27 protein-coding genes are annotated in these 25,743 nt (G+C 41.7%); 12 read left to right on the forward strand and 15 right to left on the reverse strand.

Translation table 11 applies throughout. The annotated features are described in order from the left end of the window. On the reverse strand, positions 1-349 hold a 349-nt coding region (locus tag P2W73_RS12370), incomplete at its 3' end, for a hypothetical protein (protein ID WP_276502359.1). A gap of 104 nt (positions 350-453) precedes the next feature. Here P2W73_RS12370 and P2W73_RS12375 point away from each other — a divergent pair. Beyond that, positions 454-1,089: a YihY/virulence factor BrkB family protein gene (locus P2W73_RS12375; protein ID WP_276502580.1), complete on the forward strand. Its 636-nt coding sequence runs from the start codon at positions 454-456 to the stop codon at positions 1,087-1,089. A gap of 53 nt (positions 1,090-1,142) precedes the next feature. On the opposite strand, the gene P2W73_RS12380 is transcribed toward P2W73_RS12375, so the two are convergent. From P2W73_RS12380 to dnaN, 5 genes are all read right to left on the reverse strand, one after another. Further along, a complete protein-coding gene (locus P2W73_RS12380; RefSeq protein WP_276502360.1) occupies positions 1,143-2,927 on the reverse strand; it encodes a chloride channel protein in 1,785 nt (594 codons plus the stop codon). A 92-nt stretch (positions 2,928-3,019) separates the two neighbouring features. Beyond that, entirely contained in the window at positions 3,020-3,736 is a 717-nt protein-coding gene (gene kdsB, locus P2W73_RS12385) for a 3-deoxy-manno-octulosonate cytidylyltransferase (RefSeq protein ID WP_276502361.1), read from the reverse strand. A 28-nt stretch (positions 3,737-3,764) separates the two neighbouring features. Continuing rightward, positions 3,765-4,589, reverse strand: coding sequence for a sterol desaturase family protein (locus tag P2W73_RS12390; RefSeq protein WP_276502362.1), 825 nt, complete (start codon positions 4,587-4,589; stop codon positions 3,765-3,767). A 117-nt stretch (positions 4,590-4,706) separates the two neighbouring features. Continuing rightward, the gene (locus P2W73_RS12395; protein ID WP_276502363.1) at positions 4,707-4,946 is read right to left on the reverse strand and encodes a putative signal transducing protein; all 240 of its coding nucleotides are present in this window, start codon (positions 4,944-4,946) and stop codon (positions 4,707-4,709) included. 83 nt (positions 4,947-5,029) lie between these two features. Next, positions 5,030-6,145 carry a DNA polymerase III subunit beta gene (gene dnaN, locus P2W73_RS12400; RefSeq protein ID WP_276502364.1) on the reverse strand — a complete coding sequence of 372 codons (1,116 nt, stop codon included), beginning with the start codon at positions 6,143-6,145 and terminating at the stop codon, positions 5,030-5,032. 147 nt (positions 6,146-6,292) lie between these two features. Here dnaN and P2W73_RS12405 point away from each other — a divergent pair, with 147 nt between their 5' ends. Continuing rightward, positions 6,293-6,763, forward strand: coding sequence for a regulatory protein RecX (locus tag P2W73_RS12405; protein WP_276502365.1), 471 nt, complete (start codon positions 6,293-6,295; stop codon positions 6,761-6,763). A 70-nt stretch (positions 6,764-6,833) separates the two neighbouring features. Here P2W73_RS12405 and P2W73_RS12410 read toward each other — a convergent pair whose 3' ends face one another. Continuing rightward, positions 6,834-8,507 (reverse strand): PQQ-dependent sugar dehydrogenase, encoded by a 1,674-nt coding sequence (locus P2W73_RS12410; RefSeq protein WP_276502366.1) that lies wholly within the window; start codon positions 8,505-8,507, stop codon positions 6,834-6,836. 174 nt (positions 8,508-8,681) lie between these two features. On the opposite strand from P2W73_RS12410, the gene P2W73_RS12415 reads away from it, so the two are divergent. Then, on the forward strand, positions 8,682-9,512 hold the full coding sequence (locus P2W73_RS12415; protein WP_276502367.1) for an amidohydrolase: 831 nt from the start codon (positions 8,682-8,684) through the stop codon (positions 9,510-9,512). Positions 9,513-9,818: 306 nt separating this feature from the next. Here P2W73_RS12415 and P2W73_RS12420 read toward each other — a convergent pair whose 3' ends face one another. From P2W73_RS12420 to P2W73_RS12430, 3 genes are read right to left on the reverse strand one after another with little or no spacing between them, the layout of a single operon-like run. After that, a complete protein-coding gene (locus P2W73_RS12420; protein ID WP_276502368.1) occupies positions 9,819-11,357 on the reverse strand; it encodes a S41 family peptidase in 1,539 nt (512 codons plus the stop codon). A gap of 33 nt (positions 11,358-11,390) precedes the next feature. Then, positions 11,391-12,422 (reverse strand): thiamine-phosphate kinase, encoded by a 1,032-nt coding sequence (gene thiL, locus P2W73_RS12425; RefSeq protein ID WP_276502369.1) that lies wholly within the window; start codon positions 12,420-12,422, stop codon positions 11,391-11,393. Further along, positions 12,419-13,198 carry an inositol monophosphatase family protein gene (locus P2W73_RS12430; protein ID WP_276502370.1) on the reverse strand — a complete coding sequence of 260 codons (780 nt, stop codon included), beginning with the start codon at positions 13,196-13,198 and terminating at the stop codon, positions 12,419-12,421. The genes thiL and P2W73_RS12430 overlap by 4 nt, the downstream gene beginning before the upstream one ends. A 125-nt stretch (positions 13,199-13,323) precedes the next feature. Between P2W73_RS12430 and P2W73_RS12435 the strand changes: the two genes are divergently transcribed. The 5 genes from P2W73_RS12435 to mtgA all read left to right on the forward strand — a co-directional run bounded on the left by P2W73_RS12435 (position 13,324) and on the right by mtgA (position 19,130). Beyond that, positions 13,324-15,288: a glycosyltransferase family 2 protein gene (locus P2W73_RS12435; protein ID WP_276502371.1), complete on the forward strand. Its 1,965-nt coding sequence runs from the start codon at positions 13,324-13,326 to the stop codon at positions 15,286-15,288. 152 nt (positions 15,289-15,440) lie between these two features. Further along, positions 15,441-16,973 carry a GH3 family acyl-acid amido synthetase gene (locus P2W73_RS12440; protein WP_276502372.1) on the forward strand — a complete coding sequence of 511 codons (1,533 nt, stop codon included), beginning with the start codon at positions 15,441-15,443 and terminating at the stop codon, positions 16,971-16,973. Positions 16,974-17,108: 135 nt separating this feature from the next. Then, complete coding sequence (locus P2W73_RS12445) at positions 17,109-17,741, forward strand: LysE family translocator (protein ID WP_276502373.1); 633 nt, start codon at positions 17,109-17,111, stop codon at positions 17,739-17,741. A gap of 116 nt (positions 17,742-17,857) precedes the next feature. Next, entirely contained in the window at positions 17,858-18,367 is a 510-nt protein-coding gene (locus tag P2W73_RS12450; protein ID WP_276502374.1) for a hypothetical protein, read from the forward strand. A gap of 43 nt (positions 18,368-18,410) precedes the next feature. Then, positions 18,411-19,130, forward strand: a complete 720-nt coding sequence (mtgA, locus tag P2W73_RS12455; protein ID WP_276502375.1) for a monofunctional biosynthetic peptidoglycan transglycosylase — start codon at positions 18,411-18,413, stop codon at positions 19,128-19,130. Between the two features lie 35 nt (positions 19,131-19,165). On the opposite strand, the gene P2W73_RS12460 is transcribed toward mtgA, so the two are convergent. Beyond that, the gene (locus P2W73_RS12460; protein ID WP_276502376.1) at positions 19,166-19,798 is read right to left on the reverse strand and encodes an AAA family ATPase; all 633 of its coding nucleotides are present in this window, start codon (positions 19,796-19,798) and stop codon (positions 19,166-19,168) included. Between the two features lie 109 nt (positions 19,799-19,907). Between P2W73_RS12460 and P2W73_RS12465 the strand changes: the two genes are divergently transcribed. After that, positions 19,908-20,306 carry an Hsp20/alpha crystallin family protein gene (locus P2W73_RS12465; protein ID WP_276502377.1) on the forward strand — a complete coding sequence of 133 codons (399 nt, stop codon included), beginning with the start codon at positions 19,908-19,910 and terminating at the stop codon, positions 20,304-20,306. Positions 20,307-20,432: 126 nt separating this feature from the next. On the opposite strand, the gene pnuC is transcribed toward P2W73_RS12465, so the two are convergent. From pnuC to P2W73_RS12480, 3 genes are all read right to left on the reverse strand, one after another. Further along, complete coding sequence (gene pnuC / locus P2W73_RS12470; protein ID WP_276502378.1) at positions 20,433-21,089, reverse strand: nicotinamide riboside transporter PnuC; 657 nt, start codon at positions 21,087-21,089, stop codon at positions 20,433-20,435. 229 nt (positions 21,090-21,318) lie between these two features. Further along, positions 21,319-21,921 carry a M23 family metallopeptidase gene (locus tag P2W73_RS12475; RefSeq protein WP_276502379.1) on the reverse strand — a complete coding sequence of 201 codons (603 nt, stop codon included), beginning with the start codon at positions 21,919-21,921 and terminating at the stop codon, positions 21,319-21,321. A gap of 99 nt (positions 21,922-22,020) precedes the next feature. Beyond that, positions 22,021-22,536 (reverse strand): SRPBCC family protein, encoded by a 516-nt coding sequence (locus P2W73_RS12480; protein WP_276502380.1) that lies wholly within the window; start codon positions 22,534-22,536, stop codon positions 22,021-22,023. A gap of 328 nt (positions 22,537-22,864) precedes the next feature. On the opposite strand from P2W73_RS12480, the gene P2W73_RS12485 reads away from it, so the two are divergent. Continuing rightward, on the forward strand, positions 22,865-23,092 hold the full coding sequence (locus P2W73_RS12485; protein ID WP_276502581.1) for a type II toxin-antitoxin system HigB family toxin: 228 nt from the start codon (positions 22,865-22,867) through the stop codon (positions 23,090-23,092). A 30-nt stretch (positions 23,093-23,122) separates the two neighbouring features. Beyond that, positions 23,123-23,479: a helix-turn-helix domain-containing protein gene (locus tag P2W73_RS12490; RefSeq protein ID WP_276502381.1), complete on the forward strand. Its 357-nt coding sequence runs from the start codon at positions 23,123-23,125 to the stop codon at positions 23,477-23,479. Between the two features lie 64 nt (positions 23,480-23,543). On the opposite strand, the gene P2W73_RS12495 is transcribed toward P2W73_RS12490, so the two are convergent. Then, complete coding sequence (locus P2W73_RS12495; RefSeq protein WP_276502382.1) at positions 23,544-24,545, reverse strand: XdhC family protein; 1,002 nt, start codon at positions 24,543-24,545, stop codon at positions 23,544-23,546. Between the two features lie 229 nt (positions 24,546-24,774). Between P2W73_RS12495 and P2W73_RS12500 the strand changes: the two genes are divergently transcribed. After that, positions 24,775-25,719 (forward strand): NADP-dependent oxidoreductase, encoded by a 945-nt coding sequence (locus P2W73_RS12500; RefSeq protein WP_276502383.1) that lies wholly within the window; start codon positions 24,775-24,777, stop codon positions 25,717-25,719. Positions 25,720-25,743 lie beyond the last annotated feature (24 nt).

The following is a 25,743-nucleotide window of genomic DNA, read 5'->3' on the forward strand; positions in this document are numbered from 1 at the left end:
TGAACTGTTGATAGGGCAAGCCGCGCAACTTGCAGGCATAGCGCATACCATATACGGTAAATTTAAAGAAGGTGGCAGATGGCGAACCATTGGACTTAACAAGATGCAGGTAATCGAGCACCTGTTCATGGTCAAGCTCTGTAGGCAGTGTGTTGTAATGCAGTGCAAGATGAGCAAGCTGCCGGCCATAATTGGTGAGGGTACTTTTGCTTTTGCCGCTTACATTAATGGCCCGTTCAAGATCTTTGTACAGTTGTTCAAAACCGGTTACTTTGCTACTGGCTTGTTGTACAATAGTTACATAATCTTTGGCCTTGCAACGCAGGCCGGTAGTTTGTTTGTTTTGCATTTGAATATTTTTACAATGAATAATCTTGCAAAACAAAAGCCTCTGACTTTATCAGAGGCTTCACAAACTACCGAAGGTTTAGTACAACAAGGGGCTTTCGTACACTGGCCAGTAATTGGTTCTTAACGGTTGGAGGTTTTTTATTTCTGATATTCGTTGCTACAACTCTTTTCTCGGTTATCAAAAACTCCCTCAATGATATCTGGGACATTGGTGTAAAAGATAAACCAGGTATCTTGTTTAAACTGAAGCTCCGGGCAAGATCATTGTTAATTATCATCGTAGCCGGTTTATTATTCCTGGCCAGTATTTTTTTGGATGGCTTTCAAATTCTTTCGGGTCAATACCTGTCAAAAATATGGCCGGCTGCCGGCCCTTATTTTAAAAGTGCTTTGAATGAGATCGTAAGCACGGTCGTTATTACTTTCTGGTTTATTATTTTGTTTCGGTACCTGGCAGATGGACGTCCTTCATGGAAAGTTTGTGCTGTCGGCGGACTGCTAACAGGTGTGTTTTTCTCTTTTGGAAAATCGCTTTTGTCTTATTTTATGCGCAATAGTAATATCAGTACATTATATGGTGCATCCGGCTCTATTGTACTAATACTCCTGTTTGTTTTCTATTCTTCTTTTATTCTTTATTTCGGCGCCAGCTTTATCAAGGTATATGCGGAGGCTATTGGACAACCGATCAGGCTGGTGCATAAAGCTTATCGCTACCAGTTGAAGAAGATCAGTTAAAAAGGAAATCAGGGCGATTGTTATTGCTCTCTACTGCCAACTCCGGATTCGCTCTATTCATACAAATCCCCCTGCGAGGCGAGTATCTCCCGGTATTTGTTAAACACTTTTGTCTTGGAAATAAAGCCAATGAATTTTTTTTCAGTATTCAACACGGGGAGGTACCAACTTTGCGTGATGTCAAACTTTTCCATCACTTCGTTCATATTTTGTTTATTTGAAAGGGTGGCCGCAGGTTTTTTTACCAGCGAACGGATAGAAGTTTTGTCAAACAAATCGGGTTGAAACAGTTTTTGTTTGATATCGTTTAACTCAATGATACCGGCAAACCGTCCTTTGCTATCCGATACGGCGAAAATATTTTTCTCGCTTCTTTTGATCAGCTCAACCAGGTCCCGTAGTTTTTTGTCGACAGGTATCATGTCAAACCGGTCCTGTAGCATTTCATCCAGGCTGATAGCGGTTAGAATATTTTTTTCTTTTTTATGCGTAAAGACCTGCCCTTCCAATGCCAGTTGTTTTATTTCCATCGAGAAAGGCTCATAGGATTTGACGATAAAAAAAGAAATAGATGATACCAGCATCAGGGGGATAAATAGTTCATATCCGTTGGTAATTTCTGCAATTAAAAAGATGGCCGACAAAGGGCAATACATCACGCCACTCAATACACCGGCCATACCCACGAGGCTGAAATTTCCCTCCGGTATTTTGATCCAGCCCGTACTGTTTAAAAGCTTTGAAAAAGAATAGCCCAGGAAGGCGCCGGAAAACAAAGATGGGGCGAAGTTGCCGCCATTACCCCCACTGCCAATGGTGATGGCCGCCGCTATGGGTTTTAATAAAACGATTAACCCCGCAAAGATTACCAGCGACCAGTTTTCAGTGAACAGGGCAAAAAATTTGTTGTTATCATTAAGTTGTTCTGCATTGCCGCCGGCAACCAGTTTTACTACATCATATCCTTCTCCAAACAAGGGTGGAAAAAAGAAATAAAGACATACCAGCATCAAACCACCGATAACGGCTTTTCCATAAAGATTGATTTTCCAGTGATGCAGTTTTCTCTCAGATCCTTTGAACACACGGGCATAATAAAGGGATGTAAAGCCGGCCAGTACTCCGAGCAAAACATAAAAAGGTGTATTGTGGTAGTCAAAATTTTCTTTCAATAAAAAATTAAATAATGAAGACTCCTGTAATATGATCTTGGAACATAAAGCACCTACTACAGAGGAAATGATAAGCGGAATAAAATAACTAACCACAACGGCATCGGTCAATAACACTTCTATGGCGAAAATCACTCCGGCAACCGGGGCATTAAAAGCCGCGGCGATGCCTGCCGAAGCACCGCAACCAATTAATAATGTTCTTTCCCTGTAATTCAGGTCGCTGATTCGGGCCATATTGGATCCTATCGCCGAACCCGTGGATACGATTGGTGATTCCAGCCCTGCAGAACCGCCTAGCCCGACCGAGAATGAGCTGGTAACAACATGCTGGTAAGTATGGCGCAAAGGGATAAAAGACGATTTACCCGCAATAGCCCTTAATACCATTGCTATTCCTTTTTCAATATAGCCGCCAAAAAATAGTTTCACTATCATTACCGTGACCAACAAGCCGAGAACCGGAAAAGCGAGGTAAGCGTACTTGTTGATAGTAATTTCTTTTATCCAGTGTTGCAGGTAATGAACCAATGTTTTGAGTAATACAGCTGTAAGTCCTGATGCCAAGCCCGTCAGCGTGGCAACGATCATAATGTATTGCACCCGGCTGATCTTTGTGCGCAGGTAAAGCAGGACATATTGATACAGCTTTTTAAGTAAATGCATTCGCAGTGGTTTGGTCAAAAAAGAATGGGCAAAGATAGCAAGCGACCAGAGTTTATCTTTTTTAATCAGATGGCGATAGCAATTGCGAATTATTATAACAACTGTTCAGCTCTTTGCAAATCTTCCGGTGTATCAATGGCCACACTTTTAAAATCGACTTCGGCCATTCGGATCGGGATGCCATTTTCAAGATACCGGAGCTGTTCCAGTTTTTCAATTTGTTCCAGTTTGGCGGCGGGCCACTGTGTAAATTGTAATAAAGCTTCTTTCCGAAAACCATACACACCAATGTGCAGGTAGTAAGGAGCATCAATACTGGTATTAGCTGCAAAAGGTATCACACTCCGGCTGAAGTATAAGGCATCGTTGTTTTTATTTACTACCACTTTTACACAACTGCTTGCTGTTAGTTCCCCGGCAGAAGAAATTTTTCGCATCAGCGATGCCACCTGGACACTGGGATCGTCAAATAAACGAACTAGTTTTTCAAGCGGTTCTTTTTGAATAAACGGCTCGTCTCCCTGAACATTTACAATCACATCTACATCCTTCTCTTCAATAGCTTCTGCTATCCGGTCGCTGCCACTTTCATGGGATTTTTTACTCATCACCGCCTTTCCTCCGTTCGCAACAATCTCGTTGAAAATAATATCACTGTCAGTCACCACGATCACCTCATCAAACAAGCCGGTGGCAACGGTAGCGTCATGCGTATGACGGATCACAGTTTTATTGCCAAGTAGCTGCATTAGTTTAGCAGGAAATCTTGTAGCCGCATATCGTGCTGGAATTAAGGCAACATACTTCATCCAACAAAAATAGGTAGGAAGGAATAATTCAGGCGTCTAACTTCTGGAAAGGTTTTTTGAGAAGAGAAATAAAATCTTCATCCTTTTCATTAGGATAATAGCGGTCCAGGCCATAACGGATATCTTTTGTATCAAGCTTCATAAATGTTCCCAGCAAGCGATCCCAAATTGAGAAAACAGCCCCGTAGTTACTATCTGTATAGGGCAGCTTCCAGTGATGATGCACTTTATGCATGTTGGGTGAAACCAATATAAAACTTAATGCCTTGTCCACATTTTTTGGAAGACTGATATTGGCATGCGTGAAGGCAGTGGAAAGCACTACCAATGTTTGATAGATCATAACGCTGTACATAGGCGCACCCGAAACGAAAATGAGTAAAAGAAAAAAAATGCCCCTTAATAAACTATCACCCGGATGATGGCGGAGCCCGGTAGTGACATCCACATTATTATCGCTGTGATGGATAAGGTGAAAACGCCAGAGCACCGGCGTTTTATGCATGACAAAATGCACCAGCCAGCTGCTAAAATCCAATGCTAATACACCAATGACGATTGTCATGAAAACATTTGCATTAAACCAATAGACAAGGCCAAAACCGGCATGCAGGCACCAATCGGATAGTTTGACGATTAATATCGCCAGCAGGGTGTGAATGATAAGATGAATAATGGTGAAGCCAAAGTTTACAGCCGCATGATTGAGCTTATTTTTTTTATACTGCATCGGCAGTAAAGGGATGGCTCCTTCAATGATCCAGAATAACAGTAACCCCCCTACAAGGATCGCCATCCTTTCCATAGGTCTCTGCTCGAGAGTTGAGAAGTAATCGATAATATTCAGCACCACGATTTATAAGATTTGAACGGGATTAACAGGAATGAAAAGTTCCTATAAAAAAAGAAGCTACCCAAAAAGAACCACGATTTTGCTGGATTATAAAGGATTATAGGGAAATAAAAACCCTTATCCTCCTGATCCGGATAAATCGTATGGATCGTGGTTCTGTAATATCTCCCTTGCTCTTTCAAGCTGAGCTTCTGCTACCATCAATTTGATACCACCGATCGCATTAGACAGAAAAGGATCAATGGTAACGCTATATTCATCTTGCAAATAACAATTAATACACTCTTCCTTCAACCTGCCCAATGCAATATAAGCGGGGATGTAATTATCAAAGGAGTATAACAGGACATATTTCATATCTCCATTTAAATAAAAAGCTCCCTTTGGAGAGAGCTTCTAGTATCTAATAATCCACAAAATCTTACAAATCCAGTTTCAGACTATTGATTCAGCATCAGCGGCATCACCAACATCAGCAATTCTTCCTCCTCATCCTGGTCGCTTGGTTTGATCAAACCCGCTTTAGTGGGTGTTGACAATTCAATATTTACTTCGTCCCCGTCAGATGCAGAAAGCATCTCAATCAAAAACTTAGCGTTAAAGGCAATCACAATATCCTCGCCATTGTACTGGCACTTCATCCTCTCCGTTCCTTCAAAACTAAAGTCAACATCCTGGGCAGCCAGTTGCAATTCGCTGCCGCTTATACTCAAAGCCACCTGGTTGGTACTTTTATTACTAAAAATGCTTACCCGGCGTAAGGCACTTTGAAAATCACTTTTGTTTACCGTCAACCGATAGGGATTATCTGCAGGTATTACAACTTTGTAATCCGGGAAGCGGGCATCGATCAGGCGGCAACTCATTTGTGTGGTGCCATGCTTTACAAAAAGATGATTACTGTTATAACTTACGGTGAGCTCATCCCCGCTGGATGGGATCGCAGCCTTCAATAAGTTCAGCGGCTTGCGGGGAACGATGAACGAATCGCTTTTGGGGCAGCTTACATCTTTTCTCTTATAGCGAACGAGGCGATGAGCATCGGTGGCCACACATTGCATACCTTTTTTATCCAGCTCAAAAAATACACCGGTCATGGCGGGTCTGAGATCGTCGTTGCTGGTAGCGAACAGTGTCTTGTTGATCGCTGTGATCAGTGAGGAAGCTGTTACATTGAAGGATGTAGTATCATCTGCTCCTGGTTCTTTGGGGAAATTGTCAGGATTTTCGCCCATCACCTTATACTTACCATTGTCGCTGGTAATTTCTACGCCAAAATTTTTATCAATATTGAATGTCAGCGGCTGGTCAGCAATATTTTTTAATGAATCCAACAGGATCTTGGCCGGGACACAAACTTTGCCACTGTCCTTTGCCTCGATATCGAGTTGCACCCGCATCACAGTTTCCAGGTCGGTAGCCACTACGGTCAGCTTATTTTTTTCTACTTCAAATAAAAAATCTTCCAGGATGGGCAACACCGTATTTGAATTAATGACACCTGCGATGTGCTGCAACTGTTTTAATAAAGAAGAGGAGCTTACGATAAACTTCATATGTAAAATTGAATGTGGCGAAACTACTGATTTTTAGTTTACTGCCAATAGGTGGGGAGAACGTGTTGATGTTCTTATCCTACGGATTTCCAGCCCTTGTTTTATTATCTTGCTGCGAATATTAGTACCCGGGCAAAGATCAATATAATGACCATTTACAGAAAGCAATTAACACCCGAACAGGCTCTGCAAAAGCTAAGGCATTATTGCGGCTACCAGGAACGTTGCCATAGTGAGGTCAGGGAAAAACTGTACAACCTCGGCGTAAGAAAAAATGAACATGATGGCATCCTGTCGGCCCTGATCGAAGAAGGCTACCTGAATGAAGAAAGATTTGCCATTGCATTTGCCGGAGGAAAATTTCGCCAAAATCAATGGGGCCGAAATAAAATCAAATATGCTCTTAGACAAAAACAAATCAGCGAATACAGTGTCAAAAAAGCCCTGAAGCAGATCAATGAAAAAGAATACCTGGCCCTGTTAAAAAAGCTGGCCGATGAAAAATATGATTCGCTAAAAGATGAACAATGGTTGGTGCGCAGAAAGAAAACAATGGATTACTTACTACAGAAAGGCTTTGAAGGGGAATTGGTGAACAAAATAATCGGAACCGAATAACTCACCACCCTGGTTTAGAGAGGTCCTGTTTTGCAAAACAAATAGAAGGTCTCTCCCAATATTTAATTGCTTACTGCACCACAATTTTTTCTGTGTGTTGGAATGATTTACCCGCTATCCTTACGATATAAATTCCCTTTTGTAAAACAGGTAGTCTTACACTAAAATAACCGGTAATGCCATTTACATTTTTAGCAAAAAGCTCAATCCCGTTTGTATTGATGATCATTATTTTTTCAACAGGTTTATCAGCAATAACATTCAATAAATTATTGCTAACGGAAGTGGGATATACTTTTATGCCTGTATCTAATTGGGTTCCTATTCTTATCACGGCAGAAAACTGGTGAGTACCACTGAGCTCAATCATTTTAAGCCTGTAATAAACAACCGGGTCGCTGCTGGTGATTGTATGCCGAAAAGCGTAGTTGTGCCTGTTAACGTCGTTTTCCGATACAACCTCTCCAACGGATGAATAATTATTACCATCACTGCTGTATTCAACAATATATTTATCCATGTTCTGCTCTGATTCAGTTACCCATTTTAATTCATTGTAACCAGCCTGGGGTGTTCCGGAAAAATTTAAAAGAGTTAATGGAATTACGGTTGGATCAACGATCTTAAGGATGGCGTTTCCGGTAAACGAAACCGCATATAAAGAGCCATTCCCGGACTCACTGATAGATGCAATGCCAGTTGCAAATCCCGTTTTTTCGATAATATCCCACTCAGAACCATTCCTGCGAATCAACCAAAGCTTTCCCGTGTAAAAATCAGTAGCCAGATAATAGCCTTTTAATGCGGGGAACTCATTGCCCCTGTATACATAGCCACCGATTACTGATCGGCCATCAGCGGGGTTATCATAATCCATTATAGGTAATATATCATTTTCTTTTACCTCATCACAATCTGCATCGTCAGGGGCGGCAGCATTGTCGATCGTTCCTTCGACACAGGCCCATCCATAGTTGGCGCCGGCGGTTCCAAGTGCCCTGTAATTAATTTCTTCTTTGGCATCCTGTCCCACATCGCCGATCCAAATATCTCCGCTGCTTTTATCGAAGCTCCACCGGAATGGATTTCTGAGTCCGGTTGCCCATATTTGTGGTGTAAATGGGGTTGCATCTACATTTATCCGGATCATTTTTCCAAGGTAAGAATTAGGGTTTTGTGCATTATTATCCGGATCATTGCTGCCACCACCATCACCAGTGGCAAAGTATAAATAATTAACCCCTCCCTCACTACGAAACTGCAGGTGTCCCCCATTATGATTGCCATAGTTTTTTGAAATACTCATCAGTGTAGTGGCCGGGTTCGCAACATAATCTGTGATATTAGGGTTGGGAGATACTTTGTAACGTTCTATGGTAATGTCGCCGTCAGTATTGTTATAATACACAAAGAAAAATCCATTGCTTTGATATTGCGGGTGAAAGGCCATACTTAACAATCCCTGCTCTCCATCATTTTTTACCCTGGATGTTATATCCAGGAAGGGGTTTGGCATCAAACTACTCCCATTCCAGATTCGGACTATGCCTCTTTTTTCAACAATAAATAATCTTCCGGATGCGTCGCCGGGAGCACTTAGTAATTCAATGGGGGAGACAAGTCCTTCTGATGCTCCGATCATGGGTTGGTAATTTATATCAGGCTGAGAGAAAGATTGGAGCGTATTGAACAACAGGAAGACAATAAAAGCGGCCTTTACAAGGATTGGTAATTTCGTTTTCACACTGCCTGATTTTAAAGTTTCAGCAACAAAACCAATGCCCTGAATTAATTCTTTTGGCAATATATTTTTACACTAAATATTAATGATTTAGAAAAGATTTCCCTGATTTTTGGGTGGGAAGATTACATTTACGAAACTTCCTTATTTCCGTTTGGGGAATAAAATCAACAAAGAATGAATCAGCAACTCACCATAACCATTATTCAAACAACACTTCATTGGGAAAATAAAGCGGCTAACCGGCAAATGCTGGAGCAGAAGATTAGCAGCATCAAGGACAAAACAGAGATAGTTATTTTGCCAGAAATGTTTAGTACTGGCTTCAGCATGAAGCCCGCTGCGCTGGCGGAAACAATGGACGGAGAAACGCTGCAGTGGATGAAAAAGGTAGCCGCGGAAAAAAAAATAATTCTTACCGGCAGCATTATCATTGAGGAAAATGAAAATTATTTCAACCGGCTTATCTGGATGTTACCAAATGGAAAATATGGCTACTATGACAAACGTCATCGCTTCGCATTTGCAGGAGAAGATCAGCATTATACGGCAGGTAATAAAAGATTGATCGCTTCTGTTAAAGGCTGGAAAATAAACCTGCAGGTCTGTTATGATCTGAGGTTTCCCGTATGGGCAAGACAGACCTCACCCTCCCACTCCCTCTCCGGAGAGGGAGAAATAACAACTCCCGAATACGATGTACTGATATACGTGGCCAATTGGCCCGAAAGGAGAAACACTGCCTGGAAGACATTATTGCAGGCAAGAGCCATCGAAAACCAATGCTATGTGGTGGGAGTAAACCGTGTGGGCAAAGATGGTAACGATATTTATCATAGCGGCGACAGCATGATCGTTGACCCGTTGGGTGAAATTCTTTATCACAAAAAAGATGAAGAAGATACATTCACCACATCCTTAAATAAAGAGCATCTGCAAAACATAAGGGAAAAATTTCCATTTTGGAAAGACGCCGATGATTTCCAAATAATGCCGAATAGTGAATAGCCTCCTTCAAGAAATAACTTTCGTAGCCGTGAGATTATTCCAAAAAGATAAGGGCTGTGCGTTGATGAAACCTTATCCTCTTTCCGGCCTCTATCTCCTTCTCTTTCCCCGAAAGGGAAAGAGCGGTACTGCATTGCAAATCCAAGCCATATAACTACCAAATCATCTTCATATCTCTACTCGTCACCATCGAAGACTCCGCTTCAATACGAAGTTTTCGAAAAGCGAGGGCTGTGTTCTGCTGGCCTCCTCCTTCGGAGGAGGTCGGGAGGAGGCCGCGAGGGCTGTGCATTGGGCTCCTCACCTTTAGGGGAGGTTGGGTGGGGTTTGAATAAGCCCTGGTGGTCTGCGGCTTTCCTTATCTTTTTTTATCAGCTCCATAGCCTTTTCCACTTTGTAGTCTACTCCTTTTTTAATGGCCTGAATGGTTGGTGTTGATACCACTTCAGGCTGAACGCCCCGTCCGGTCTTAGGATAATTTTTATCAATTACAAGGCGAAACAGCGGTAACCGAAAGCGAACTTTTGTTTCGGGTAAAGTCACATCCGGGATAAGCCATGCTGAATTACCATAGGCGCCGCCACCTGTTTCTTCGCCTACTACAATTACATTTTCCTGTTTGATCAGTGAGCTTGCAAATAATGTGGTTGCCGAAAAAGAATTGCCGCCGGTAAGAATATAAACCTTTCCGTCAAAGTGATTTTTCTTTTTGGGCTTGAACCAATGCCTTTCAAAATAACGGAAATGATAATACCCATCCGATTTTCGGCGGGTAAAAAAGGTCGTGAAAAGACGATTGAAGAAATCATCTTTAATATAACGGCTGTATTTTTTGCGTTTAGTAATCGCAAATAAAGAATCAGCCACCTTAAACGGTTGGTTGGCAATATAGCGGGTTATAAAAGTAGAGTTGTTTACGCTTCCGCCACCATTTCCCCGAACATCGATCATTAAATATTCCACCTTTGTCTTTCGCAGCACTTTAAATGAGCGGCGAAAAAATCCTTTCAACCCATATCCCCTGCCAAATGAATTCAGATCCATCATGGCAACACGATCGGCCGAATCAATTTTTAAAAGCCGCACCGAATTTTGTTGCATTCTTTTTCTTTCCCGGCGGGAAGGCTGTGGAATATTGGGCTGTGAAACTACAGCAGTTCTTGATGTATCTGACACGGGACGATATGGCGTAATGCTGGTTTGCCTGGTTGTTCCGGTGCTGTCTTCATATTCTATTTTGTATGTCGGGGTATAACCATAAATAGAAGAATACAGGGAGCCAAAAAATCCCCTGTTGCTAAGTGACTGATATTTATGAGTGGTGTTATACCCGTCGGTAGAAATATAATTGAATAAGGTATCTGTTATTTGTTTGATCGTATGACCATTAATTTTTTTGATCATCACTCCCCGTTGTAACAAACTATCGCGGCGGTTCAGATTGGCGGCTACAACCGCGGTATCATTCCAAAGTTTTAAACTAAGCGGAAAAAGTCTCGACAAACGAAGTGTATCAAGGTAGCGGGAAAATTTTTTGGAGGAACGAACTGAAGTATGGCCGCAATTGATCTTGGCGGTAACATAACTCAGTACTTTTCTAAAATCTGTTTCGGTGAGGGAATCTTTTAATTGTTGCCGGCCCCAGTTAAAATATTGAGTCATGCTATCCTTACTGGTGTACCAATACAAGCCGGGATGCACTTCCTCCAGGATTTCCTGGTAGATAGCATAATCCTTTTGCAGTTTTGCAGGAGCATATTTTTTTGCAGGAGAAAAAGCATTCTTGTTTGCAGCACATCCACTTAATAACGCTATTACCACCGCTAAAACCAATAATCTCCTCATAATCCTTTAATATCTTATAAATCCAGGTTCTGCTTATTTTAAATGATTCCAGCCTTGCGCCGTGATCGGGTGTTTGCTTCCCCCTTTGGTAATAATGGTTGGCTTTTGCTCCGGCTCCGTCATATATCCTATTACACTAATCTGTTCATTCAATACCAATTTATCATAATCAGCCTGCGGCAGCGTAAATAATAATTCATAATCTTCACCTCCACTCAGTGCACAGGCTGTAGGATCGATCTCAAACTTATAAGCCGCTGTTTTCATCTCTTCAGCTATTGGTATTTTGTCTTCATACAACACGCAGCCCAAATTGCTTTGCTGGCAGATATGCAATATTTCGGAACTAAGCCCATCGCTTACATCCATCATAGCCGTGGGCATAATACCGGACTGCGCAAAAAATTCAATGATATCTTTTCTTGCCTCGGGCTTTAACAGCTTGCCAATCACATAAGATTCCCCTTCCAGATCAGGCTGTACTCCCGGGCTCTCCACAAAGATCTTTTTTTCCCGTTCCATAAAAAGCAATCCTACATAAGCGGCGCCGAGATTACCGGTTACACAAAGCAGGTCACCTTTTTTTGCGGTACTTCTTTTTACATATTTGTCAGGGGCTACTTCACCTACCGCCGTAACGGATATAATAAAGCCTTTTTGGGATGAGGTGGTATCACCACCAACAAGATCTACATCATAAGCGGCACAAGCGGCGTATACGCCTTCATAAAATTCATCCAGCGCTTCTACACTGAAACGGTTGCTGATACCAAGCCCAATGATTATCTGCGTTGGCATCGCATTCATGGCATAGATATCACTGAGGTTAACCACCACGCTTTTATAACCCAAATGCTTAAGTGGGGTGTACATAAGATCAAAATGAACACCCTCTACCAACAGGTCGGTGGTGATCACCGTCTGTTTGCCAAAATGATCGATCACCGCTGCATCATCACCCACTCCCAGCAGGGAAGAAGCATTTTGCAGCTCAATGTTCTTCGTCAAGTGATCGATGAGACCAAACTCACCTAAAGAAGATATTTCTGTTCGTTCGTTGCTCATAAACTTTTTTGGTTATTGATTACTGCAAGAAGATCATCGTGAATTTTTCCATTCGTAGCCAAAATCCGGTGTTGATAGGGTGAAAATTTATTTCCAGTAAAATCGGTGACCTTACCACCCGCTTCTTCCACAATTAAAAAACCGGCAGCACTGTCCCACGCTTCCAGCTTGTGTTCATAAAATCCATCAAAACGGCCGGCAGCTACCCAACAAAGATCAATAGCAGCGGACCCTAATCTTCTTACCGGCACACCTTTGCGGATAAAGCGTTCAAAAACTTCCAATGGTCCATTAGGCATGTCCAAATAAGTGTAGGGAAAGCCAGTTACAAGGCAGGCTTTTACTGCATCTGCTTCAGTACTTACACTGATCGGGTTGTCATTTAAGGTAGAGCCCTTTCCTTTTTCTGCAAAAAACAACTCATTCAGGTGCGGATTATATACGGCGCCCATGATCACCTCTCCTTTATGCTCTACTGCGATTGATACACAGTTCAGTGGAATACCATGCGCAAAATTGATAGTACCATCAATCGGGTCAATGATCCATTTATAATTGGAGTCCTGCACAATCTTACCAGCCTCTTCACTCAGAATATAATGATCAGGAAAGTTGGCTTTTATGACAGCCATGATTGCCTTTTCAGACGCATGATCAGCTTCCGTTACAGGATTATTAATGCCTTCTTTGTTGGTTATCTTAAATTCTTTGTTGAAAAACCGGACTATTTCAGCAGCGCCGGCTTTGGCCGCTTCTATAAGGGTATTTTTAAGCATGGGCAAAGATAATAAACGCCTGTCCGCCTGCGGCGGAGAAAAAATAAGAAATTATTCTATGCTATGATAGAACTCCTATTTTTGGAACAAATCATCAAATTTTTCCGCAGCGGGCGGAACAGGGCATGGATATTTCGGTTATAATAGTTAACTATAATGTAAAACATTTTTTAGAACAGTGTTTGTATGCTGTTCAAAAAGCAAGCCGCGGACTGAAGACGGAGATTGTTGTAATTGACAATAATTCCTCTGATAACAGCATTAACTACCTTCGGCCATCGTTCCCCGCTACCCGCTTCATAGCGAACACCGAAAATTTTGGATTTGCAAAAGCCTGCAACCAGGGATTGCAATTGGCAACCGGTAAGTACATTTTATTTTTAAATCCTGACACGATAGTCCCGGAAGACTGCTTCCAAAAATGTTTGGCTTTTTTTGAAACGCATCCTGGTGCAGGAGCATTGGGCATTAAAATGATCGACGGAAGCGGTCGGTTTTTAAAAGAATCCAAGCGATCCTTTCCATCACCACTTACCTCGTTGTTTAAATTGTTTGGTTTGTCAAGGTTGTTTCCGCACTCCAGGTTATTTTCCCGTTATCACCTCGGGCACCTGGATAAAGACAACGATCATGAAATAGATGTATTGGCCGGAGCATTTATGATGATAAGAAAAGAAGTGTTGGAAAAGACCGGCGGCTTTGATGAAATATTTTTTATGTATGGCGAGGATGTGGATCTGAGCTATCGCATCCAAAAAACACCCTGTGATGCCACCGGCGAAAACTATAAGAACTATTATTTTTCAGGCAGCAGTATCATACATTTCAAAGGTGAAAGTACCAAGCGGGGCAGCATGAACTATGTGCGGATGTTTTACAAAGCCATGAGCATTTTTGTCCGCAAACATTATGGCGGCAACCGGGCTGGTTTTTTTAACCTGTTAATTCATTTGGGTATTTGGATCAGGGCCGTGCTGGCAGGCATTGGCCGGTTTATTCGCCTGGTAGGATTGCCATTGATTGATGCGGGCCTGATCATGCTTAGCTTTTGGACCATCAGGAAGATCTGGGGCAGCTATGTACGGCCCGAAGTGCAATATGATGACCGCCTGCTATGGATAGCCATTCCGGCTTTTACCATTTTATATTTATTGACGGCTTACTATGCAGGGCTCTACGACCGCTGGTATAAACGATCGGAACTGGTTCGCTCTACACTCATTGCCACAATTGTTTTGCTGGCCTGTTATTCATTGTTGCCCGAACAATACCGGTTTTCAAGGGCCATTATTTTATTTGGAGCCATTTTATCTTTTATTGTTATTGGTTTGCTCCGCAGGATATTGGTAGCTTCAAAAGTACTGGCAGCCGCCAAACAGCAGGAAGAACATGCCAGCACCTTGATTGTTGCTTCGTCGTCAGAATACGAAACGGTGCTTCACTTGATGCAGGAAGCCGGCATGAAAGAAAAAGTATTGGGACGGGTAGCCGTTACGGAAAATGATCAGTCGGCTATTGGCTATTGGTCAAAACTAAATTTGCTGTACCAGGCGGTTCCGTTTAAAGAAGTCATTTTTTGTGAGGGAACGCTTTCGTTTAAAAATATTATAGAGGCCCTGGAGCAATCAGCTGGCGAAAAAAAGATAAAAATTCATGCTACCGGCAGCCATAGCATTGTGGGGAGCGAGTCAAAAGACAGTTTGGGTGAGTATGTATCAAGGGAAAATGGTCTTAACCTGGCAGATCCCTATAACCGGCGAATAAAAAGATTGCAGGACCTGTTTATTTCTTTTACAGCAATCATTAGTTTTCCATTGCACTTTATTTGGGTAAAAAAGCCGCTGCAGTTTTTTACAAATTGCTTTAGAATATTGTTTGGTCAAAAAACATGGGTAGGATATGCGGCGGATGGGAAAAACCTTCCCAACCTGCGGCCTGCAGTACTTGCCTGTAATGGCATTCCGAAAACGATCAAACAGGAATTATCCGCGGACAGCCTGCATATGATCGATTATTGGTATGCCCGGGACTATGAACCAATGCAGGATCTGAAACTGGTATGGAAGATGTACAAAAGGCTAGGTGGGTAAAAACAATAAACAAGATAACATGCGATTAATTATGTCTTATCGTGGCTTATACTTCGATTTGCCTATTGTCTATTGCCCATTGCCTGTTATATTCGCAGCCGTTTAAAAAATACATTATGTAACTTTAAACAAAGGGTTAGAATCTTGCAAACATGGCAAATATTATTGATATAAAACTTCCGAAAGCAATTGCCACCGCATTGCGTATTCCTCCTAACGATGCACGTCGTCAGCAGGTAAGAGTATTGAAAAAGCTACTGAAAAAAGCAAGATTTACGGAGTTTGGCCAGCAATTCCATTTCGATGACGCATTATTGAGTAAAAACGTCGCCAGGAAATTCCAGGAACTGGTGCCGGTGCATGATTACAACAAAATATACGAGGAATGGTGGAAGAAAACCCTGGATGGGGTACCGGATGTGACGTGGCCAGGTAAGATTAAATATTATGCCCTCAGCTCCGGTACTTCCGAAGCCGCCAGTAAATATATTCCTGTTACAAAAGACCTCTTGCGGAGTAATAGTGTGAACTATATCCGGCAGCTCATCAGTGTTTTTGGCTATGAAGATGCCAATCGAAAAGCATTGACAAAAGGCTTCCTGATGTTGGGCGGGGCCACCGATCTGCAAAAAGGAAAAGCGGGTTGGTATGCGGGAGACCTGAGTGGAATACTGGCGAAAAAAAGACCTTTTTGGTTTCAGACATTCTATAAGCCCGGTGGTCGCATTGCAGCGATGAAAGACTGGAATCAAAAATTGAACGAGATTGTTGAACATGCTAAAGACTGGGATATTGGCTATATAGTGGGGGTACCTGCGTGGTGCCAGATGTGTATGGAAATGGTGATCGAGCATTATAAACTGCAAAACATACATGAGATATGGCCAAACTTTGGGGTGTTTGTACATGGTGGTGTTTCTTTTGCACCGTATAAAAAGGGATTTGAAAAGTTATTGGGTAAACCCATCGTCTACATCGAAAATTATTTATCCAGCGAAGGGTTTATTGGTTATAAAACAAGAGAGCATGCAAAAGGGATGGAACTGATATTGAATAACAATATCTTTTTTGAGTTTGTTCCCTTTGATGATAAGAACTTCGACAGTGAAGGAAAGATAGTGGACAAGCCCGAAACAAAAATGATTCATGAAGTAGAAGAGGGTAAAGAATATGCACTGCTCATGAGCACCAATGCCGGCTCCTGGCGTTATCTTATTGGCGATACCATCAAGTTTGTGGACCTGGAGAGGCATGAAGTAGCTATCACGGGTCGTACCAAACATTTTTTGAGCCTGGTGGGTGAGCATCTTAGTGTAGAGAATATGAACCAGGCTATTCAACTGGTGAGTGAAGAATTTAATATCAGCATGCCCGAATACACGGTGATTGGGTTTCCCTATCAAAATTTCTTTGCGCATCGGTGGTATGTAGCAACCAATGACAAAGTAGATGCAGAAAAATTGAGAAAGCGTATCGATGAAAACCTGCGCATGCTGAATGATGACTATGCTACCGAAAGAGACAGTGCTTTGAAAGAAGTTTTCCTGGAAGTTTTACCGGAAGAAAAATTTCTGGACTTTATGAAGCTAAAAGGAAAGTTGGGAAGCCAGCATAAATTTCCAAGGGTGATGAAAGGAAAGATGTTGGAAGATTGGAACCGGTATCTCGAAACCGGCAAAGTATGATCAACGGGCAGCCGTGCGTATTAGTAATAGAGCCTGACAAATTAAAACTTCTGTAATAATCACAGATACTGATTCACACTTCGTACTTTAAATAGGTTTGCCGTACTTCGCACTTCAAATTTCTTTTGCTTTTCTATGCTGGAAGCTTTCCTCAAAGGAATAACGGTTGGTTTTTTGCTCAGCATTGCGGTGGGCCCGGTAATATTTTCTATTATCAAGCAAAGCCTCAATAACGGTCACAAGGGTGGAATGGCTTTTGTTGTTGGCGTATCAGCAAGTGATATTGCCTTAGTGCTGATCAGCAATGTATTTACCGAATTATTTAGCAGCATCAGCAGCCACCGCACACCGATCGGCATTGCCGGAAGCATTTTCCTGATTGTAATGGGCATATACTTTTTGTTTTTCAAAAAAGTAAACGTAGATGACCGGGGTCAGCAGGTATTAAGCCGCTTTCGAAAACGGGATTATGCAAAAATATTCGCTTCCGGTTTTTTGATGAATACGCTCAACCCCGCTATTTTTCTTTTCTGGATCACTACATCTACCACGTTTGTCAGTCATACCGTAAAACAACGATTAATTATTTTTATTACTTGCCTGCTATTCGTCTTGGCGGCGGATATTGCCAAGGTGATGCTTGCCGGCAAGATCCGTAACCGGCTTACGCCACATAATATTCATAACATCAACCGGCTAAACGGAATTGTCCTCATCGGCTTTGGCATTGCCTTAATCTGGGGACTGCTGGTTTATTCCAATAAATAAAAATACCTGTTTCCGGTTGCCAGTTACCGGTAACTGGCAACCGGAAACAACCACCTTCTGCACCAACGTTTATCTTTTAACAATTCGGGGTCCACATTGAATAGTAAGTTTGATGGATGAACCGGCTGCTGCTAATCATATTTCTTTTAACTTCTGTGTATTCTTATTCTCAAACGGGATATTTGTTTGTAAAAAAAGGGATAAAGAAAAAAAAGACGTACACAGAAGGCGATAATATTTATCTGCGCTTGCAAAATGATAGTTTACGGTATGGCATGATCACAAGATTGATGAATGATACCATCTTTTTAAGCGGCCGGCCGATTCCCCGTGTAACTGTCAAAGAAGTAATTATTCGAAGCCGGGAAAAGAAACGGTTTCATGTGCCGGTAAAAGATCTATTGCTGATCACCGGCGGTGTTGGCCTGGTGACGGGTGGACTTACACTAAGCGACCAGGCGAGTTTCAAAGAAGCGTTGACAGCCGGTCTTGTGATGGGCTATGGCCCGCTTGCTGTTGGTTATCTGAAAAGTAAAATTTCGCTGAAGCGAAAAAAATACCGGATTGGCAAAAAATTCAGGCTGCAGGTACTTGATTTTTATATTCCCCGTCAACGGGCTTTTTAAAGCCCTACTGCAAGGATTTAATTTTTTAATATTGCAGCGCAAAATGAAAACAAAAGGATTTTTCCCGAAGCTATGGCGATGGATTAAAAGGATTTTCATTATTCTTTTCATTGCTCAATTCGTTTATATCATTTTATTAAAATGGGTAAACCCGCCCGTGACCCTCACGCAGTTGATGAGTTGGATAACTGGTCATGGACTGAAGCGGGATTATGTGAGCTATTCATCCATGTCGTACAATGCAAAGCTGGCCGTTATTGCTTCTGAAGACCAGCTTTTTGTTGATCATGGTGGCTTTGATTGGAAAAGCATCCAAAAAGCCATGAAGTATAATGAGCGAAAACCAGGCCGTGTCAGGGGAGCCAGTACGATCAGTCAGCAGGTAGCCAAAAATGTATTCCTGTGGCAGGGAAAAAGTTTTATCCGCAAAGGGCTGGAAGCTTATTTCACTTTTATGATTGAACTAATATGGGGTAAGAAAAGAATATTGGAAATGTATTTGAATGTAAGTGAAATGGGAGAAGGCGTTTTTGGTATCGAACGGGCAGCAAATATTTATTTTAATAAATCTGCGGGTAATCTTAGTCGCCAGGAAGCTGCTTTGGTGGCCGCTTGCCTTCCTAACCCCAAGCGATTGAAAGTAAAACCGGCTTCGAATTACGTAATGGCCCGGTCAAGAAAAATCGTTCAGCAAATGAATTTTTTATATCCTGACCGCGATATCCAGGAAGTGATACTGATAAAAAATAGTAAATTAAAATAACAGAGAGAATCTATAAGGCGACTCATGATCTCACTTTACAATTTATCAACGGCTTCTATTGCTTTCTGTAATCTTTCCTCGTAACCGCCACTAATATCTACCCACGGTGTGGACTGGTTTATCATGATGTCTTTATAGATAAAATATAACTTACGTCTTGTCTCCAGGTCCGGGTATTCCCGCAGCTCATCTTTTATCCAGGGCATGTCTACATTGCAAAGCAGGTATAGATCATATTTTCTTTGAACGATCTGGTCCAGGATAAAGCGATGGCAGTTGCCAAATACAAATTCACACCATACTTTCATTACATACATCTCGGTGTCGATGAAAAGAAGTGAATCCGGCCGATGGCCATCTGAATGTTGATTGAAAGCGTCAGCATGCTGAGTGGTCAGTGGTGAATGAAAGTCAGCATTGGTCTCAACTTTTGACCCGATAGCTATCGGGTTTTGACTTTTCATATTCAAAACATATTTGTCTTCACCTGCCAGTTGTCCTTTTGCTACAGTCAGCAGATCTTCATAGCTGTAGTTGGTTCCGTTTTTCAACAAAAACTCCCTCGCATATTCGGGGCACCATTTTGTTTGATAATGTTTTGCCAGCAATTCACATAAGGTACTTTTTCCGGTGCTTTCTGGTCCAATGACAACTACTTTTTTCAACATACCCTGCAATTTAAGGCGTTGATCTTTCAGTATAGTACCAGTCAAAACATTTTTTATTCGTCGCTTGTTATTATTAAGTAATTAAATTTTTCACTTAAACAAAACAGACATGAACTACAATCAGTCTTGTGCCGCAAAAGGCAATTATCCCGGAAGCAGGAACCGGCACCTGTTCATCCGATCTATGCAAAGAGCTGCCGTGAATGTGTACAAAACAGATACAAGTTTTGAAATGCTTGTGTTTGCACCAGGTCGTATCAAAGAAAACTTTAGCCTGGGTGTAAAAGGAAATGAACTCACTATTTCTTACACACCACCTGAAGGTTTTCCTAAGTTCGATTGGGTACAACGGGAATACAGTCGGGGCGGTTTTGAGAGAACCTTTACACTGGATGATACCGTTGACACTACAGCTATCACCGCAAAGTATGAAGATGGTGTACTACAGGTAAGCCTGCCAATCATTCCCGGGAAAGAAACAAAAAGCCAGGAAATCAAAGTGAACTAATGGAGTGAGTTTGTAAAAGCGAAAGAGGTCGTCTCAAAAACTTAAAAGTTTCAGGCAGCGAACGCAAAGCGAAAAGCGACGCAAAGACGAATCAATAGTTTTCAAATCGTTGCGTTCTTTGCTTTCTTAGCGGCCGTTGCGAGAAATTGCTTTTGAGGCAGCCTCTTTTTTTGCTCTTCGCTGCCACTCTATCAATCCCCAGAAAGCCATAAATAATAACACGGCGTACAATACACTGGTAAAAACCAGCTGCTTGAAAAAATACAATGGGATAGAAGCAATATTCGTTGCGATCCACCAATACCAGCTCTCTACTTTTTTCTTTGCCATCAACCACATACCGGTAAAGGCTGTGGCAGTAGCAAAGGAATCACCCCAGGGAATTACACCGCTGAAAAAAGCATCCTTTAAATAAGTTAGTGAAAAGAAGAAGGCGAGATATAAAACAAAAAAGAAACTAAGTTGCTGCAACCATTCCTTTCGGCTGGAATAAGATACCACCACTACGTGATGTTGCTGCTCGTCTTTTTTAGCCCACAATACCCAGCCATAAATGCTCATGACGGTATAATAAAAATTAACGGTCGCTTCGCCGATAAGATGATATTTAAAACTGATATAACTATAAATAATAGTACTGATCAACCCAATAGGGTAAACCAAAATATTTTCAATTCTGCTAAACCATACACTGGCAATTCCGGCAAATACGGCAATAAATTCAAGCGCCGTGGTGTTCTTTATTCCTGTAATAAATTGTTGATAAATCTCCTGTATTGACAAAGCCTTAGTTTGCTGTAAACATAATTAAAAAAGCAAAACCTGCAGAGACTTGCTTATCACCATCATCCGTTACTCAATGTGACATCGAAATATTAGAAAAGAAAAAGCTATTGCTTTATGAGTTGCAATTAATTTGCATTATGGATGATGCCAGCCTATTGCCAGAAGAAGAGCCGGCAAAGCATTATTCTTGTATACAGAATGTTTTCCCATTGAAATGACCGCAACATCAGTTACCATTGTTTTTATACTTTCTTAATGGGCGCAGGTATTGAATGCCTTTTGATGTCTTAAAACGGGTAGCTACTTGCCTCCATTGACGCCTGTTATCTGTCGACCACACTAAAAAATGAAGATGGGGAATGGCGGAGTAACCGGTTTTACCGCTTAAGGCAATAGGTTGTCCTCTGTTCACCGTGTCTCCTAGATTTACCAGTGCGCCATCTTTTTTTATGTGCCAATAACCCGCCCGGGAACTATCCGCATGTTGAATAATGACATAATTACCATAGGCCCTGAGTCGTCTTTTTAATCCGCCCCGGTCACCATCTTCTTTTACTCTTACCACTACTCCATCTCTTGCGGCACAGATCACAGACCCTCTTTTCATTTTAAAGTCCAGCGCCGCTCTTTCTTTGTGTGTAAAAGAACCAAAATAACCCTGCACCATATAGTAAGATTTGCCTTCTTCAAAAGGCAGGGCATATACATAGCTTGTATCGTCTTTGGTAATACCTCTCTGCAAACGTTTTACTTCATTGCGCATAGGGTTTTTGCTGACATAGCAACCGGATACGACAAAAGCACTCAATAAAAACCAACACAGCTTCATCCCCATATTTTTTTGTTTTCGGTCGGCAGGACCATTCGGGCTATAAAAATAAAACGGTTCAATCAAGAACCGTTCCCGTCTGCAATAGTTTATCAAAATTTAGCTTTCGCATAGTTTTTTCAGGTTATTCAAACCGATGCCAAACTGGTGATTCAAGTTTTTATTCAGCATTGGTCCCATCAACCGGGCCATTGGCCAGGGCAGGTCACCACTGTTTTGCCAGGTTACTTTGGTTTCACTATTTCCCCAATGTTCAAACAGCCAGTTATCTTTTGCTTTCGATTTCCAGGGTTTTAAAAACTCCAGGTCAAAATGAATATGTTTTTCATCAATATCCCGAAGAGTCAGGCTGCCCATGCCTACTTTTTTCCCCTCCCACGCATATTTATGCCCGGGAGTGTTTGGCTCGCCGGTAATTGTTTTTTGCGCCTTGGGATCTGTTTGTTGCCAGGGGTTCCAAAGAGCATATTCATTCAGGTTGCCGATACGGTTCATTACCTCTCTTACCGGTTTATTGATCACTATTGTTTTTTCTATATTGTAAACTTTGGGCATCAGGGCGGCCGCTACCAGTACGCCGATGATAAGTAATGCAAAAATGTAAACGAAGATCATAACAGGTGGTTTTAGGAAATTCAAGTTACAGAATACAATGCTTGCTGGCAAGCCGGTGATCAATATATTTTCGGATCACTAATGGAGTGTGGTCTTATGTTTAACAAAAAGAAGCGGACTATCGCTAACCCCTGCCCAAAAATGGATTCACTTAATGAGGAAAAACAAAATATTGTAAGCGATTGAGGGAGACAATCAGGTTTTGGATCTTGAATTTCCCAATTTGGGAACTTTATCTTACTTTTAGGAAAAGGGCAAATTATTGAGAGTAATAGCTAAGAAAACACTTCGGGATTTTTGGTCAAAGCATCCCGATTGCGAACAACAGTTGAAAGCCTGGTTCCAGGAGGCTTCTAAAAGTCATTGGAAGAGACCCGCTGATATAAAATCAGACTACCCAACTGCCAGTTTCTTAGCAAATAACCGTATTGTTTTCAATATAAAAGGAAACAGTTATAGGTTAATCATTAAAATTAATTATGACTATCAAATGGTCTGGATTCGATTCATTGGAACACATTCGGAATATGATAAAATTGATGCAAATAAGATTTGATTATGAAATGAACCATAAAAAAATATACAGATGAAAATTAAACCGATAAAAACAAAAAAAGACTATAAACAGGCTTTAGAGCGACTTGAAATAATTTTTGATGCCAAAAAAGGTACAATTGAAGGAGATGAGCTTGAGGTTTTAGGAATACTTATTGATAATTATGAAATTCAAAATTTCCCTATAGACCTTCCTGATCCAATCGAAGCAATAAAATTCAGGATGGATCAATTGGGATATACACAAAATGACCTGGCAAGGGTTGTAGGCTTAAAAAGCAGAGCAAGCGAAATTCTAAACCGGAAACGAAAGTTATCACTTGAAATGATTCGTCAGTTACATGATAGTCTAAACATTCCGACAGACGTGTTAATCCAGGCGTATTGAATAAACAAGAAGTCGTCAACTTAGCTCCTATACATTGTCAGTACTTGTATAAAAAAGTACGGGTTTACGTGATGTGATGGAAATCCTGATTTTTTATTTGAATGATCTGTGCTGCAATACTTATGGCAATTTCTTCCGGGGTCTGGCTTTTGATGGCAAGACCTGCCGGTGCATGAATGGTTTGAATAAACTCCTTTTTTGTTCCATCTTTTTCATACTCCTCCATCATCTTTTTGATTTTTGACTGGCTGCCGAGTACACCCAGGAAACGGAATTGTTTGTTGAGCAATGCCTTTAAGGCAATATCGTCACTGCGATAACCCATTGTCATGATGACTACATAATGATCTGGCCCGCTTTCAATCAAATCGCTCAATTCGGAATAACTATTGACGAAATGTTTTTCATGTGCAGCTTCATTTTCCAGCATCGTTTTTAGTGCTGACCGGTCATCGTATACCCGGATATGAAAATCCAGGCTTCGCATCAGCCTGCAAAATGCCAGCGAACAATGACCACCTCCAATCACCGAGAGCTTATTTTTATAACCCGTTTTCTCCCGGTATTCCCAGTCATCTTCCGCTTGCATGACAAAATGAAAATCTTTTCCAGGAATAGAATCAGTAAAGACAATACCGGCGGGAGAAAGCACCAATGTTCCATTTTTATTTTGTGCCAGTGAGCTGATAATGGCCTGTATTGTTGTTTTGTCTTTTTGCTGAACAGGATATAAAAAAATGGTTTGTTCGCCCGAGCAGATCATACCGCTTTGATTTTTTGCCGCGGTTTTATCATGATATTGCTTTTTGATAGAACCGGCTCGCAGCTCACTGCTCACCGCTCGCAGCTTTTCCTTTGCCATTTCCACGAACTTATGTTCCATGATACCGCCACCGATAGACCCTTCCATGTTGGACGAAGCCGAAGGGTCGTTATCCGTTACTGCCATAAAAAATCCCTGCCGTCCCGGGCTGCTGCCCTTGCTTTCCAGCACATAAAGCAGCATGACCGGAATATTTTTTTCCAGGCTTTGTTCAATCAGCTCCCAGGTAGCAATTGCCTTCATGCTATAAACTTTTTTTATGAATGGCTGTTATACAAAAATACTTTACCCTTCATAGCATTCTTCAAAGCAGCCTGCTTAAGCATAGTCTATTGATTAATTTTTATAAAAAATAAGACAATTATGAAATGAGCCATGATAATGCTTATCACCAACCGGGATGATTATTTGGCGAACCTGTCTGCCGACAGGCAAGATTCCATTTGGCCAAAAAACAATAAAAAATAAACAAATGAAAGCCATTATTTTGGAAGAAGCCGGTGATGCCAGCCAGCTCAAACTTACCGAATTACCCAAGCCATCCATAAAGAATGATGAAGTATTAATCAAAACAAAAGCGATAAGTGTCAATCCCGTGGATATGAAGACGCGGATCGGGAAAAGTTTATACAATGAATTAAAGGCGGAAAATCCGGCTATCGTCCTGGGCTGGGATCTGTCAGGTGTGGTGGAAGAAGCAGGCAAAAATGTGACCGGCTATAAAAAAGGCGACGAAGTATTTGGAATGGTCAACTTCCCGGGTCATGGTCAGGCATATGCGGAGTATGTAGCGGCCCCGGCTGCTCATCTTACACACAAGCCAGCCAATATTTCACATGAAGAAGCGGCGGCAGCTACCCTGGCCGCCTTAACAGCCAGGCAGGCATTGGTAACAAATGGTAAGGTTAATAAAGGACAAAAAGTAGTGATACAGGCTGCAGCCGGTGGCGTGGGCCATTATGCGGTACAGATTGCTAAATGGCTCGGCGCTTATGTGATCGCTACTTCATCAGCCGCGAATAAAGAATTTGTATTGAGCCTTGGCGCGGATGAACATGTCGATTATAAAAAACACAGCATTGATGAAATTGTAAAAGATGCTGATTTTGTCCTGGACCCGATGGGCGGTGATAATATCGACGCATCATTGAATGCAGTAAAGAAAGGCGGGACGGTGATCATGTTGCCGAGTTTATACAAAGACCTGATTGCCGAAAAAGCCAAAGCCAAAGGAGTAAATGGTTATTACTTTTCGGTGCAATCCAATGGTGATGATATGAAGCAGTTGGCGCAACTGCTGGAAAAAGGAATTATCCGTTCGCATGTATCACAAGTATTCCCTTTTGAAAAAATGAAAGAAGCACACGAACAAATAGAAACGGGAAAGACAAAAGGGAAGATTGTGTTGGCTATCTAAATACAATAGAGACTGTTAGATCTC

Source organism: Terrimonas pollutisoli (genome assembly GCF_029360765.1).
In the GTDB taxonomy this organism is placed as follows: domain Bacteria; phylum Bacteroidota; class Bacteroidia; order Chitinophagales; family Chitinophagaceae; genus Terrimonas_B; species Terrimonas_B pollutisoli.

Coding starts and splice junctions, on each gene's coding strand:
- P2W73_RS12380 (WP_276502360.1), bottom strand. CDS start 2,927: ATGCATTTACTTAAAAAGCTGTATCAATATGTCCTGCTTTACCTGCGC.
- kdsB (WP_276502361.1), bottom strand. CDS start 3,736: ATGAAGTATGTTGCCTTAATTCCAGCACGATATGCGGCTACAAGATTT.
- P2W73_RS12395 (WP_276502363.1), bottom strand. CDS start 4,946: ATGAAATATGTCCTGTTATACTCCTTTGATAATTACATCCCCGCTTAT.
- dnaN (WP_276502364.1), bottom strand. CDS start 6,145: ATGAAGTTTATCGTAAGCTCCTCTTCTTTATTAAAACAGTTGCAGCAC.
- P2W73_RS12405 (WP_276502365.1), top strand. CDS start 6,293: ATGACCATTTACAGAAAGCAATTAACACCCGAACAGGCTCTGCAAAAG.
- P2W73_RS12415 (WP_276502367.1), top strand. CDS start 8,682: ATGAATCAGCAACTCACCATAACCATTATTCAAACAACACTTCATTGG.
- P2W73_RS12420 (WP_276502368.1), bottom strand. CDS start 11,357: ATGAGGAGATTATTGGTTTTAGCGGTGGTAATAGCGTTATTAAGTGGA.
- thiL (WP_276502369.1), bottom strand. CDS start 12,422: ATGAGCAACGAACGAACAGAAATATCTTCTTTAGGTGAGTTTGGTCTC.
- P2W73_RS12430 (WP_276502370.1), bottom strand. CDS start 13,198: ATGCTTAAAAATACCCTTATAGAAGCGGCCAAAGCCGGCGCTGCTGAA.
- P2W73_RS12435 (WP_276502371.1), top strand. CDS start 13,324: ATGGATATTTCGGTTATAATAGTTAACTATAATGTAAAACATTTTTTA.
- P2W73_RS12440 (WP_276502372.1), top strand. CDS start 15,441: ATGGCAAATATTATTGATATAAAACTTCCGAAAGCAATTGCCACCGCA.
- P2W73_RS12445 (WP_276502373.1), top strand. CDS start 17,109: ATGCTGGAAGCTTTCCTCAAAGGAATAACGGTTGGTTTTTTGCTCAGC.
- P2W73_RS12450 (WP_276502374.1), top strand. CDS start 17,858: ATGAACCGGCTGCTGCTAATCATATTTCTTTTAACTTCTGTGTATTCT.
- mtgA (WP_276502375.1), top strand. CDS start 18,411: ATGAAAACAAAAGGATTTTTCCCGAAGCTATGGCGATGGATTAAAAGG.
- P2W73_RS12460 (WP_276502376.1), bottom strand. CDS start 19,798: ATGTTGAAAAAAGTAGTTGTCATTGGACCAGAAAGCACCGGAAAAAGT.
- P2W73_RS12465 (WP_276502377.1), top strand. CDS start 19,908: ATGAACTACAATCAGTCTTGTGCCGCAAAAGGCAATTATCCCGGAAGC.
- P2W73_RS12475 (WP_276502379.1), bottom strand. CDS start 21,921: ATGAAGCTGTGTTGGTTTTTATTGAGTGCTTTTGTCGTATCCGGTTGC.
- P2W73_RS12480 (WP_276502380.1), bottom strand. CDS start 22,536: ATGATCTTCGTTTACATTTTTGCATTACTTATCATCGGCGTACTGGTA.
- P2W73_RS12490 (WP_276502381.1), top strand. CDS start 23,123: ATGAAAATTAAACCGATAAAAACAAAAAAAGACTATAAACAGGCTTTA.
- P2W73_RS12495 (WP_276502382.1), bottom strand. CDS start 24,545: ATGAAGGCAATTGCTACCTGGGAGCTGATTGAACAAAGCCTGGAAAAA.
- P2W73_RS12500 (WP_276502383.1), top strand. CDS start 24,775: ATGAAAGCCATTATTTTGGAAGAAGCCGGTGATGCCAGCCAGCTCAAA.